Consider the following 13464-nt stretch of genomic DNA (forward strand, 5'->3'; position numbering starts at 1 on the left):
CTTGATGGTTTCCACGCTGAGTCTTGATAAAGCATCGTCATAATCCACTGCGGGTGGCCGGGCGGGTCACAGCTTACCGTAATGCATAAACATAAAACGAGGGATATATGATGGCAACGTATTCGTCTGTAACAGGGTGTACAGTGATCCTGCTGGCAGCGACCTGCGGGTCCGCTATTGCCGACAGCGGCAATCAGGATGGAGTGACGGTGGGGATAATGGGAGAAAACGCCCCCCGCTACAGTGGCGCGGATAAGCAGCACTGGACAGTGATGCCTTCCCTGCAGGTCCGTAAAGGCGCGTTTTTCTTCGACTCAACAAAAGGTATCGGTTATGACCTGCAGACGGATAATGGCCTCTATTTTGAAAATGCGTTCGGATACAGTTTTGGCCGTGCCGATCAAAATTCATCGTGGCGCGATGGTTCTGACAAACTGAAAGGAATGGGAAACATCCGTGGTGCACTGAACACGCAGGTTGCTGTTGGCTGGCAGGTGAACAGCTGGTTTACCCCGGAAATCCGTGCAACTCTGCCGCTGACGGATTCACAGGGGGTACAGTACCAGGCCTCGCTGACGCTCGTGCCCTGGCAGAACGACACAGATACGGTTGCCCTGCAGGGCGCGGCACTTTTTGGTGACGCCCGGTACATTAACACCTGGTACGGCGTTAATGCTGCCCAGAGCCGCACAACCGGTTTCCGGGAATACAACCGTAGCGCAGGATTTTATGCTACGCAGACTACCCTGAGCTGGCAGCATCAGTTTAATGAACACTGGGGCACCCTACTGGGCGCTTCATATGCCTGGCTTGCGGATAAAACCAGTGACAGTCCTGTTGTGTCAGCGCGAGACAATATCAGCGGTTTTGCTGGTATCAACTGGACATTCTGACACGCCAGGAACTGGCAGAGTCTCCGAAAAGTGGACTATCAGAAACATATATTTGAATGTTGATATCAGATGATGTTTTGCGAGTCATCTACTGGCTTGGAAATGGCTTCAAGCCCTGAGTGATATATCACCGGAAGATTACGAGCAGGAGCATGTACTATTACACTTTCAGTGGAGTGGATTATAAGCGCAGGATAATAGCATATGAGGACAGCATTAAAATTCATTACATTCCCAAATCCTTTATCTATATTCTCGCTAGTATAAAATCATGTATAGCGAAAGAAAACCCTAGCACCTTAAATAAGACCGCACCGACAGTCTTTTGCGCCGAGGTTCTTCTCCCCCCCATAAACAATGACCACGAAAATATCAGGAAAACTACGACATCACATGTCAGATGGGCCGAATCCCAGCTTAACCAGAATTGACGAATGAATACTTGAAAAATTTGACATAAATTGAATATCGTCATTCCATAATAGTATGGGCATAGTACGAACTGCCAGCTAGTTTGTTCCGTCCGTTGAGTCTCTAACTGACTATTATTTTAAGACTAACATATCAGTCTCTTTGATTTTTAGATAGCAATAATATTTGCTGATATTACTTCATTGAGTACTTCTACCGCCATACTGGCATCAAGATTCTTGACCGACACATAGACCTTTATATGAGCCTCCACGCTATCGAGAATTATCTCGAACGTACGGTCAAGCTCTTCTGGATAGTAGTTCATCACGCTGTCGAACACGCTATTGTACGATGCCCTGACAATCCCATTACATACCGTAAGGAATAAGGCGATATTTCTCATTCAGAACTGAATCACATGCGGTAGCAGGAGGATGAAAATCAGCTACTGAAGAAACAGGTGGCTGGCCTGAGTGTGGACAAGGAGATGCTTCAGGAGATGCTGAAGCAAAAGTTCTAAGGCCGGCACAGAAATACCAGTCGGTGCATTCTCTGCGGGAAGCATATCGTATCAACGCCTACCGGGGACGCGGGTTACTAATGCAAAGCAGAACTGTTTAACCGCCGCTATCGGACATAAATACTGGATTTTAATCTATTTAGAACTCAGAATGAGGTACGGGAGAATTACATTATGCTGGCTGAGGTAATACAATAACGAGCGGCCTCATGAATCTCTGAATAACCTGATACAGGAAGAGGTATCGGCTGATGACTGAAAACCCGGAGCTATCAAGAAGTGCATGGAACAAAAATGGCATGCTTAAACTTACAGCGTTTGGTTTACGTATACTTCGCTCTTCTTACTTTTTATGATGATAAATTTGGCATACCACCCTGTTCTTAATATATTTAAAAAAAACCAAATACTCCCTCCACAAATACTTGACGTCACATGATACATTAATGAGGCCTTAAAAGAAAAAACCGATGATTTAGTAAATCACACATAAATATTGAACACAATACATTTAACATAGAGAAAAAATTAGTGAGTTAAGTAATAGACATATTAAATCAAAACTACAACTCAAGACATCTAAACACCCCACCATGGTGCATAATAATAACAGAAATACTTCTAACCGTAAGGATACATGATAAAAAATGGTTACCACAGCGGGGAGGTAACCATTTTTAGTTAACTACTCTCTCGGAGGAAAACCTGCCTCACGTAAAGCATTAGCAACTTGTTCAGTAGATAAAGAAGTTTTCACTTCGATCTTACGAGTCGGTGGATCAGTTATGATACTTGCCTCAGGATCAATATTTTGAATCACTTTAGTCACTGTCCGGGCACATCCGCCGCATGTCATATTTTCTAGATGTAATTGCATATATATATCCTATTTAGTTGTAGTAACTTCAATGATAGAACTTGCCACCGTTGTAAGGTCAAGCCCTATCGCCAAAAATTTTCGTGCTTATATTCTCTGACTAAGCGTTTCACCTGAGGTGGGGATATATACTGCCCCAAAGTATTTCAAGTAAACCGTTCAGTTGTGCTTTCTGCCGGCTGTCGGGCAACAAGACGAAGACGTAGCAGTCCTCGCAGTAAAAGAAGTGGTTGCCGCGCCGTAACCCCTTATCCCTACGACAATGCAATACGCGGGCGGTTTTATCCCTCCACCCACGTATTGCCGACCTTATCGCCAGACAGTGGCGTTAACCTGCCCGGAGAGTTATGGCTTAGCCGGAGAGCTTTCTGTCCATCCGCCCCCCAGCGCTTTATACAAATTGACCAAATTGCTCATTCGCGCCAGTCGGGTCTGAACCAGAGTTTGCTGTGCACTGAACAGCGCTCGTTGCGCGTCAAGCTCCGCCAGATTATCGTCAATACCGGCCCGGAAGCGCTGTGAGGCCAATTCATAGTTAGCCTGGCTGGCCTGCACCAACAATTGTTCTGAACGGAATTGATCGTCCAGGGTTTGTCTGCCCGCCAGGCCATCAGCCACTTCGCGGAAGGCAACCTGAATCGCCTTCTCGTAATTCGCAATTTCGATGCGCTTTTGTACCTGGGCTAGGTCCAGATTGGCGCGCAGAGCGCCTCCCCGGAAAATAGGCAACGAGATTTGCGGAACAAAACTCCAGGCCGCTGACCCCGGCTCGAACAACCCGTCCAGACTCGAACTGGCCGTACCAGCCGATCCTGTCAAACTGATTGCCGGGAAAAATGCCGCGCGAGCGGCCCCGATATTGGCATTGGCCGCACGCAGTTGCTGCTCTGCCGCACGGACATCCGGACGACGCACCAGCAATTCTGCCGGCAAGCCCGCCGGCAACGCGGAAGGGATGATGTCATCGGGCAAGGTATTCGCCTTATCCAGGCTGGCCGAGAGTTCGGCCGTCAATGGCTGCCCTAAAAGCAAAACCAGTGCATTGCGATCCTGCGCCGCCACCCTCGTATAAGCAGCCTGACTGACTTCCGCAGTACGCAACGCAATCTCTGCGCGCCGCAAATCAATTTGCGTTGCATTACCCGCATCAAACAGCGCCTGGGTCAATGCGTAAGTCCTCTTTTGCGTGCTCAGCGTATCGTGAGCCAGTTGCAGCAACTCCTGATCCGCACGCAACGTCAGATAAGCGTTTGTCACCTCAGCGAGCAGGCTCAGCCTTGCCGCAATCCGTGTTTCATCCAACGCCAGGTACGTTGCCAGCGCCCGATCGCTGAGGCTACGAACCCGTCCCCACAAATCCAGCTCCCAGGCTGACACCGCACCATTAACGTCATAACTCCGCGTTATCTGCGTTGTACCACTCGGGCTGACATCTGCGGGCAGACGCTGCACGGTAGCGCCCGCATCCACATTCAGTGTTGGCAACATATCGGCACGACGGATCCGGTACTGAGCCCGCGCGGCCTCAACATCCAGCACCGACTTGCGCAGATCGCGGTTGTTTGCCAACGCGACCTCAAGTAATTGTTGCAACAACGGATCACGATAGAAATCGCGCCAACCGATATCAGCCACGGCAGTCTGAGCCGCTGAAACTGTTCCCTGAGCATAAGCCGCTCCCGAAGGATAGCTTGAGCTCGTTGGTGCAGAAGGCCGTTCGTAGTCCGGCGCCATAGTACAACCGGCCAATACCAGCGCCATCGCCAGCACCGAGAGTTTATTAATACGATGGTTCATTTCATACTCTGCTTTCATTATTCTCTCTCCGCCCGTCATGGCCGTGAATCACTGATTGCCCGCTGTGCCTGCTTGATTTCCCGGCGAATAACCAGCTTACGGACCACGACATAGAACACTGGCGTCAACAAGAGTCCGAACAGCGTCACCCCCAGCATCCCGGCAAACACGGCAATCCCCATGGCATGACGCATTTCCGCACCGGCACCGCTCGCGATCACCAAAGGCACAACCCCCGCAATAAATGCCAACGAGGTCATCAGTATCGGGCGCAGACGCAGGCGAGCGGCCTCCAGCACAGCAGCCAGAGGATCGACGCCTTCACTCTCTCTGGCGCGAGCGAACTCGACGATCAGGATTGCGTTTTTCGCCGCCAGTCCCACCAGCACCACAAAACCAATCTGCGTGAAGATGTTGTTATCTCCATTCGATAGCCAAACCCCGGCGATCGCGGAAAGTAATGCCATTGGGGCAATTAACAGCACCGCAAACGGCAGCGACCAGCTGTTGTATTGTGCGGCCAGGATCAGGAACGCCAGGAACACCGCCAACGGGAAGATATACAGCGCCGAGTTGCCAGTCTGCTTCTCCTGGTAAGTCAGATCGGTCCATTCGTATGTCATTCCCTCAGGCAGCGTTTCACTAACGATCTTCTCAATAGCTGCCGTTGCCTGTCCGGAGGAGTAGCCAGGCGCTGCGCCACCGGTAATATCCGCCGACGGATAACCGTTGTAACGCATAACACGGTCTGGTCCAGAGGTACGGGTAATGTTCACCAGCGTTCCCAGTGGGATCATGTCACCCGCGGCATTACGCACTTTAAGCAACCCGATATCTTCAGGCTGCATACGGAATTGCGCATCCGCCTGAGTGATCACCCGATACGTACGACCGAAGCGGTTAAAGTCATTTACATACAGCGACCCCAGATTCACCTGCAACGTATCAAAGATATCGGTCAGTGCGACGCCCTGAGACTTGGCTTTGACGCGGTCGATATCAACCTGCAACTGAGGTGCGTTGGTCTGGAAACTGGCCATCATCCCTGCCAGTTCAGGAGCCTGCATGGCCTTCGCCATAACCATCCCTTGAACACGGGTCAGCTCTTCAAAGCCAAGCCCTGCCCGGTCTTCGATCTGGAGTTTAAATCCTCCCATGCTGCCCAGCCCCGGTACCGGTGGTGGCGGGAAGATCCCGACAAAACCGTCAGGTATCTGGCTAAATTTCCCCATCAGGCTACCGGCAATAGCCTCGGCAGACAGCGAAGGATCCTTACGTTCACTGAAGGGTTTCAGCATGGTAAACATCAATGCGGAGTTAGGCATGTTAGGGCCGTTTACCGACAACCCAGGAAACGCCACGACGCTTTCCACTCCAGGTTCCGCCAGCGCAATTCGGGACATCTCTTTCACTACGGCTTCCGTGCGATCCAACGAGGCGCCGGAAGGCAATTGAGCAATCCCAACCAGATAGTATTTGTCCTGAGCGGGCACAAAACCGTTAGGAACCTGCTGGAACCCCAACAGTGTCAGGCCCAGGAAACCGGCATACAGCACCAGCACGATGATACTGCCGCGTACGGCCCGGCGGACTGCGCCAACGTAGTTGTTCGACAATCTATCGAAGAAAGCGTTAAAGCGACGGAAGAAACCACCGAATACGCGATCCATGATGCGCGTCAACCTGTCGGCCTGCGCCATATCCTGATGGGGTCTAAGCAGAACCGATGCCAGCGCCGGCGACAACGTCAACGAGTTGATCGCAGACAAGATCGTCGAAATGGCGATGGTCAGCGCGAACTGGCGATAGAACTCCCCCTGCAATCCTGACAGGAACGCAGAAGGAATAAACACAGCAGCCAAAACGGAAGTAATGGCTAAAATAGGGCCAGTCACCTCGTCCATGGCCCTTCTTGCCGCTTCTTTCGGAGAACGGCCCTGTGCAATATGCCGTTCGACGTTTTCAACCACCACAATGGCATCATCGACAACGATACCAATCGATAACACCAGACCAAACAACGACAGCGTGTTGAGCGAAAAGCCGAACAAATACATGAGGGCGAAAGTACCGACCAACGAAATAGGTACCGCGACCAGAGGGATGATCGAAGCCCGCCAGGTTTGCAGGAACAGCATCACCACCAGTACCACCAACACCGTCGCCTCCAGCAACGTCATTGCCACTGATTTCAACGAGGCGCTGACAAACACTGTCGGGTCATAAGCGATACGGTATTCGATACCTTCCGGGAAGTTGGCCTGCAGCCTCGCCATCGTCGCCCGAACCGAGGCAGAGACGTCCAGCGCATTGGCGCCTGGCGTCATAACGATGTGCATACCCACGGCATTTTTATCGTCCAGCAGGCTGCGCAGGGAATAGTTGTCCGATCCCAATTCCAGACGCGCAACATCGCGCAGGCGGGTAACCTGCCCGTCAGCGCCAGCTTTGATCACGATATCGCCAAACTGCTCAACGGTGGTCAGACGCCCCTGGGCATTGATACTGACTTCGAAGGCTGAGGAGCTGTTCGGCTGTTGACCGACAGAACCGGCCGCGACCTGGACATTCTGCTCACGAATTGCTGCGGTCACATCACTGGCCGTCAAACCGCGGGAAGCGACTTTGGTCGGATCCAGCCAGACGCGCATCGCGTATTCACCCTCGCCCCCAAGCGTGACGCTGGCAATACCTGGCAAGCGTGATAGCTCATCACGCACGTTCAACATGGCATAGTTGGAAACATAAAGCGGATCGTAGCGATCGCCCTGTGCAAATATATGCACAACCATGAGGATATCCGGTGACGTTTTCTCCGTCACGACACCGATCTGCTGCACCTCAGTCGGCAAGCGCGGCAAGGCCCGAGAAACCCGGTTCTGCACCTGAATCTGCGCAATATCGGGGTCGGTTCCCTGCCGGAATGAAATCGTCAAGACCATTCGACCGTCGGCAGACATCTGGGAACTCATGTACAACATGCCTTCCACCCCGTTGATTGCCTGTTCCAGTGGAGCAGCAACGGTGTCAGCAATCACCTTAGGGTTAGCACCAGGGTAGCTTGCCGAAACCTGCACGGTAGGCGGTGTTACCGATGGGTATTCACTCAGCGGAAGCTGAAAGAAAGCCAGAGCGCCAGCTATCAGCATAAACACCGATAACACAATCGCGAAAATAGGCCGCTGGATGAAGAAGTGTGGGAATTTCATTATTGGCCTCCCCCTTCAACGGAGCCGGCTTTTTCCCCCTCGCTAACCGACGCGCCAGAAGCCTGCATCGGGGTCAAACGCGGCGTCACCGCCATACCGGGACGCACCAGCCCCTTGATAATAATGTTCTCACCGGCTTTCAGGCCACTCTTGACCACGCGCAAACCATCAACCACCGCGCCCAGCTCAATCGGGCGATACTGCGCCTTATTATCCGCACCCACCACCAGGACATAGTTGCGTCCCTGATCGCTCCCTATCGCCTGATCGTCAATCAGAATCGCCTGATGTGCCGCACCGGTGGCCAGCTGCACGCGGGCAAAGGCACCTGGCGTCAGTTTCCCATCGTCGTTAGGGATTACGGCACGTACCCTGACAGTACCGGTACTACGATCGATCTGATTCCCGACAAAATCGAGCGTTCCCTGATGCGGGAAACCTTTTTCTGTCGCCAGCCCAACATGCACGGGTAAACGCTCTTCCACCTTGTTAACTGCGTCAGGACGTGCCTTGCTGACTGAATTAAGGAACGTCGCTTCGTCAATATCAAAGTAAGCGTATAGCGGATTGACGGAAACAATCGTTGTCAATAGCGTCGCAGATCCCGTACCACCGCCGCTGACCAGATTTCCCTCAGTCACCAGCATGCGATCCACGCGGCCGGTAATCGGTGCCACCACGCGCGAATAAGACAAGTCCAGTTTCGCCGCCGCAACCTCGGCCTTTGCAGCCTGCACCTCAGCCTGACGAGCATGACGTGTAGAAGCGGCGTCATCGTAATCTTTCCGGGATACCGCGCCATTGTTCACCAGCCGACCAACTCGTTCAAAATCGCGATTGGCCTGGATAGCCAGCGCTTCTGCCTGCTTGAGTCGTGCTTGCGCGCTGTCAAGAGCCACCTGGAATGGACGAGGATCAATTTGGAACAGCAGCTGCCCCTGACGCACCATGCTGCCTTCAGGTACGCTGACAGCGTCGATGGTACCGCCAACGCGTGGGCGTAGCTCTACGGTTTTTGGGGCCGCCAATGAACCGGTAAACTCTGCCGAAGGGACTATCTGACGCGAGAGCACTTCGGCTACGGGAACCTGGGGAGCCATAGGTGCGGCCGCTGCGGCCGGCTCATCGTTGCCGCCACTATCCCGGGCAAACGCAATCCCGGCAGTGGCGATGATTGCGGCCGACACAATCAGAACCCCAATTTTCATTTTCATAACAGTGATCCTTTCATACGCCACAGGCAGCCCCGGCCCATCCGAAAACGGCGCTGTAGCAATTTCTTACAAGGCTAAAGGTTGATGTTACTGGAAGGTCAAGCACACCAATTAAAAAAAATGAAAAACATCCAATCAGGCTTAATTAATATTTAATGTGTAAGCGTTAAACGAGCGCCGTATTGACGATTATTTATCGGGAAGAACCACGTTCCATGGAAGTAGTTCGGCCACTTTGTTGCTGGACTACTCCGGTAGTATGCTCAAGATATGGCGAAGGTAGTGACCCATGCAGCAATTGAGCTCACCGCTGAAGACTCACGCCAGACCTTCCCCCTTCTCCCGGGATAGCCGCCTGCGGCAGCATGTCATTCGTCATCGCGCTGCCAACCTGACCATTCAGAACCAGCGGCACAACATGCCGCATTTCTTTACGCAACTGGCTGATTTGCTAGCGCGGGACCAGCAGATGATTGGTAGGTGCTTGGCTGTCCGCGTGTCTCCGGGGTCAGACACTGACCTTTACTGACAGCTGGCGGCCCCCATTAAGGTCGGAACCACAGTACTTGGCGGGCTGTGCTGCAGGCGCTGATACTGCCCCAGTACCAGTTCGGCGCTGTTCAGAACATTTAGCATCCAGAACGGGGACATGTCTGCCATGCGCTCGTTACTATAGGGCAGGATCGTCTACCGGGGTGGGGTCAGTCCATCAACGGCTCGGAAGTGTCTAGATTACCCGTGGCGATTCAAGAAGGTTGAATATGATTCCCGACTCATTAATGGAACGCTGCATGATGTTATGCATTACGGGTTGACATTACGATGTGACGGGCCGGGTTAGCTGTATGGAGCCTGTACACAAGTTTGTGTAATTGCCTGATTTTGATATGTTCAATTCAACATCAAAAGCAGGTTACTTTATGGACGAAAAACAGTTGTAGGCTCTGGCTAACGAACTGACCAAAAATCTCAAAACCCCTGACGATCTCAACCAGTTCGATCGCCTGCTGAAAAAAATCAACGTTGAGCGCCGCCTCAACGCCGAAATGCTCCATCACCTCGGCTACGGTAAACATCAGTCTAAACCGGGTGCCAACTCCCGCAACGGCTATTTCACAAAAACCGTTACCACCGGCGATGGCCCGCTGGAACTGCGTACGCCGTGCGATCGTGACGGCTCCTTCGAGCCCCAACTGGTGAAGAAAAACCAGACCCGGATCACCGGGATGGATAACCAAATCCTGTCACTGTACGCCAAAGGGATGACCACCCGTGAGATAGTGGCTGCGTTCAAAGAGTTGTATGACGCGGATGTCTCACCGACGCTGGTAGTCCTTCATGCTCCGGAAGGTCAGACTGATGTTGTCTTCACTGCCATCATCAGCAAGCGTGTTTTTAACGGTAAGATTGACTTTTGGGGAATATTCAGAAATGACAGAATCACAATTATTTTTATTCAAATCAACTTTTTTGCGCTCAGACAAGGGGCAGACTCCTGACCATTACTGAAGTCGCCCGCCACGAGCAATTTCAGGGGGAGCTCCGTTTTCTTGCTCGCACCACCGGTATGCAAATCAAGTTTTAAATTAATACGCGCTTTAGGGATTTCGGACTGAAAGGAAGAATTAGACATGGCTGTCCCTGTTCTATGGAGTGATAGAAACGGTCAATGCCAGTGAAAAATAAATAAGAAAAAATTACCCAGCCAGAACAACTTTCCGGTTCGCGTCATCCGACGTAAATAAAAATCCCGGAACCAAAAAAAGCGGGCGCATTCCATCCACCAGCATGTCGACACTGTATTTTCTGGGTATTTGTCTGAAATGAAAAATTTCGGATAAGGCCCAATGGCTGGAGTTTGGGAACGTTCCCTGCCAGATCGAAAATGAAAAAATGTAACAAAGATTTACATTCCTGGCTTTTAACAAAAAAAATATCATCTTTCTGATTTATAAAAATTTTACACCATAACCCTTCAGGCCCCGCGGGATAAGGATGTACAGAAAATGATCAATTTGGCTTAGGGTGTATATTTGTACAAAATATCACCAGTCACGTGAAATATCTGATTTTGTACTTTTATCAGAAATTGAGAAGCTGGACGTGACTGAGCATGTGAAAAACTGGCGACAGTTTCAGGTTTCCATCATTTCTTATTATTCACGTAAACCGGGCTTATTTATTTTTTTTCAGATTAAAGGAATTGCAACGCCCGGACTTTACGCATATCTCATACCTGTACCAGCGATATGAATATCTCAGCCGCCGGTGCATTAGCGCGACCAGGAACAACACCCGTTCGGTTTACAGAAAGACAGACGTGGACAGTGATGAGCTTTGCTGCGGGTTGAGAACGGTTGTTTTACTGCTCAAGGTTGTAACACGATCCGATTCGACTCCAGCATGACAGCCGACAGTGTATGAGCCGCAAAAACAGCCATACAGGCTGACAAGTCGCCATTCACAAGAAACTCAACCGGCGCAACGAGTTTCCCTCCATCCGAAAATCCGCAGGTCAGTGCCGACTTCCTTACCAGCAGTGCATTCGCATCGCTGTATTCCAGGGCCAGAAGCGTTTCATTGTCCCAGTCCCTGTCACTCACCGCTGCATTGACCCAGCCCCGCGATTTAAGCTGTTCAATTGCGTACGTCAGCCGATACAAATCCGACTGCGCTGACACCGGTCCGGTGCACGAAGACCACAGATATTCCAGACGACTGAATAAGCTGGCGGCAAGGCCTTTGTTACGCCCCAGCGTCAGCAATCCCTCAATATCAGATGCGATTGCACGTGGAAACCGTTTTTGCTTATACGCCACCGTTAACCAGCGCAGTATAAATGCATGCGTGCTGAGTGGCGACAATGCCTGACCATCCTGCTGAGCGGTACGTAAGGCGACAAGGGCGCACCAGGCGAAATGCGCAAGTGCTGTGACGGTTTGTTCCGGGGGTAAGGTATCGTGAGCTTTTTTCATTCAGGGATTATATCGGCGCTGCAGACACCGGGGAAGACCTGGATAACTCCCCCATTAATTAGAGAAGCTATTACTTTCACGGACAAATCATCCCCGTTCTGGCCGTTGCTATTGGCTCTGACATGGCCTTAACATGCACGGTAAGCTGGTTAAAGGGTGTTGCGAAGACTCCCTGAGCGACGCGGTTAATAATGATCTGCGTCATACTCGTTACACCGTCAGTGCAGGCGGTACCGGTCACCTTTTGCCATGCGTCGGCGATGATGGCGTTAAGCCCCGGAGGCGCACTGTCGGTCAGTTGCAGGTTTCGCCCTGTACCCAGCGTATCGAGATTGAGCAGCAGCACCATTTTGCACTCCGGTGCGCTGGCCGTCTCCCATATCCAGCGTAACAGCGTCGGGAGTGAACGATGTCGTGCCTGCTGACGCTGGCGCGAATATTCGCCGGTGCGCTGCCAGACTTCAGAGTGAAAACGCAGAATCAATGACCGGTATTCGCTCATGGCTTCACGATACGGTAGCGCCAGCGTAAAGCTGAATGCCGCCAGTCGCGGGTAATGGTCAACGGCCTGTTGCAGAAATGCACGCGTGCTGACGGCATCCGCGCTGACAGCATCAGACGCCCGTATGTAAGAATGATTCATAATGCAGACTCTCTTTAGGTTAAATCAGGGAGGACACCGCCTCTACGGCGGTATCTGGTTCATAAAGACGGGGAACTATCTGGTACTGCAGCAGTAGTTTCTCTGCCAGTGCGCTTCTTCGATGCTGTAGATACCAGTCAGACACCGGGGACAGTGCTTCACGCCCTGGTAATGGTCGCCGCACCACACGCAGTACCAGGAGAGCACCATTACCGTCGCTTCCAGCCCGTTGATGAGACTGCGCAGCTTTCGGTGCCGGGCTTCGGTTTTCACTTCCGGGTCAAGGTGGGCGCAGGCCATCAGCACATGCCGGGCCACGCTCTGCTGGTCATGTTCAAACCACGGCGGCTCCCCGTATGTCCCCGCATGGAGCACCAGTCGACAGCCGCAGGACGCGCAGCTCCATATCTGCCCCGGCGCACTCACGGCCTCCCCGGCTGTCGCGAAGTGGCCTTCGCGGTCATTGGCCAGATAACATTTCAGCATGCGCATGCCGTCACTTCCTCTATCCGGTTGGTATCAGCACGCACATCACTGTGCTCGCCCGTCCGGCAGGTGAGGCAGTAGCGCTCACCGTGGTAATCACTGCCGCAGCCGTGACAGTGCCAGTCTGCGTAGAAAACCAGGGGACGGGCTTCCGGTACATAAGACTGCAGTTGCCGGATATGGCGGGTCTCCCTCACCCCGGGCTTTACATACGGGCAGTGCTGTCGACCGTTCTCCGAAAGCTTTGCTGCATGATGTTCAAACCACGGACGTTCGGTGTCGTATTCAGGATGGTACTGCAGGGCACTGGCACACAGATGGCAGCTGTAGCGGTCATACGGCGCGGTCTGCGCGGTTATGGCTCCCGTGAGACGGCCGTTGCCGTCCAGAGCCATAAACGATTTTGCATACATAGTGGTACTCTCCTTACCGCCAG

9 protein-coding genes and 3 pseudogenes are annotated in these 13464 nt (G+C 52.2%); 2 read left to right on the top strand and 10 right to left on the bottom strand.

The genetic code is table 11. The features are described from left to right. Positions 1-107: 107 nt before the first annotated feature. A complete protein-coding gene (locus HMPREF1144_RS08020; protein ID WP_016154445.1) occupies positions 108-893 on the top strand; it encodes a MipA/OmpV family protein in 786 nt (261 codons plus the stop codon). A gap of 1619 nt (positions 894-2512) precedes the next feature. On the opposite strand, the gene HMPREF1144_RS31140 is transcribed toward HMPREF1144_RS08020, so the two are convergent. From HMPREF1144_RS31140 to HMPREF1144_RS33230, 5 genes and pseudogenes are all read right to left on the bottom strand, one after another. Further along, positions 2513-2704 (bottom strand): heavy-metal-associated domain-containing protein, encoded by a 192-nt coding sequence (locus HMPREF1144_RS31140; protein WP_016154448.1) that lies wholly within the window; start codon positions 2702-2704, stop codon positions 2513-2515. A 345-nt stretch (positions 2705-3049) separates the two neighbouring features. Next, positions 3050-4519 (bottom strand): efflux transporter outer membrane subunit, encoded by a 1470-nt coding sequence (locus HMPREF1144_RS08035; protein WP_009652383.1) that lies wholly within the window; start codon positions 4517-4519, stop codon positions 3050-3052. 17 nt (positions 4520-4536) lie between these two features. Continuing rightward, the gene (locus HMPREF1144_RS08040; RefSeq protein WP_009652455.1) at positions 4537-7710 is read right to left on the bottom strand and encodes an efflux RND transporter permease subunit; all 3174 of its coding nucleotides are present in this window, start codon (positions 7708-7710) and stop codon (positions 4537-4539) included. Continuing rightward, the gene (locus HMPREF1144_RS08045; RefSeq protein ID WP_009652401.1) at positions 7710-8924 is read right to left on the bottom strand and encodes an efflux RND transporter periplasmic adaptor subunit; all 1215 of its coding nucleotides are present in this window, start codon (positions 8922-8924) and stop codon (positions 7710-7712) included. Before HMPREF1144_RS08045 ends, HMPREF1144_RS08040 begins: the two co-directional genes overlap by 1 nt. A gap of 546 nt (positions 8925-9470) precedes the next feature. After that, positions 9471-9596: pseudogene (locus HMPREF1144_RS33230) on the bottom strand (hypothetical protein); the annotation flags it as partial. Positions 9597-9868: 272 nt separating this feature from the next. Between HMPREF1144_RS33230 and HMPREF1144_RS31150 the strand changes: the two are divergent. Further along, positions 9869-10255: pseudogene (locus HMPREF1144_RS31150) on the top strand (transposase); the annotation flags it as partial. Here HMPREF1144_RS31150 and tssB read toward each other — a convergent pair. From tssB to HMPREF1144_RS08075, 5 genes and pseudogenes are all read right to left on the bottom strand, one after another. After that, a pseudogene (gene tssB / locus HMPREF1144_RS31155) lies at positions 10253-10557 on the bottom strand (type VI secretion system contractile sheath small subunit); the annotation flags it as partial. The pseudogenes HMPREF1144_RS31150 and tssB sit on opposite strands and share 3 nt — an antisense overlap. Positions 10558-11293: 736 nt before the next feature. Then, positions 11294-11899: a DUF2913 family protein gene (locus tag HMPREF1144_RS08060; RefSeq protein WP_009652485.1), complete on the bottom strand. Its 606-nt coding sequence runs from the start codon at positions 11897-11899 to the stop codon at positions 11294-11296. Positions 11900-11975: 76 nt separating this feature from the next. Beyond that, positions 11976-12542 carry an inovirus-type Gp2 protein gene (locus tag HMPREF1144_RS08065; protein WP_009652434.1) on the bottom strand — a complete coding sequence of 189 codons (567 nt, stop codon included), beginning with the start codon at positions 12540-12542 and terminating at the stop codon, positions 11976-11978. A gap of 75 nt (positions 12543-12617) precedes the next feature. Then, positions 12618-13034: a putative zinc ribbon protein gene (locus HMPREF1144_RS08070; RefSeq protein ID WP_009652429.1), complete on the bottom strand. Its 417-nt coding sequence runs from the start codon at positions 13032-13034 to the stop codon at positions 12618-12620. After that, on the bottom strand, positions 13022-13441 hold the full coding sequence (locus HMPREF1144_RS08075; RefSeq protein WP_016154451.1) for a putative zinc ribbon protein: 420 nt from the start codon (positions 13439-13441) through the stop codon (positions 13022-13024). Before HMPREF1144_RS08075 ends, HMPREF1144_RS08070 begins: the two co-directional genes overlap by 13 nt. Between the last annotated feature and the right edge of the window lie 23 nt (positions 13442-13464).

It is taken from the genome of Klebsiella sp. OBRC7 (assembly GCF_000293135.1).
GTDB lineage: Bacteria > Pseudomonadota > Gammaproteobacteria > Enterobacterales > Enterobacteriaceae > Klebsiella > Klebsiella michiganensis.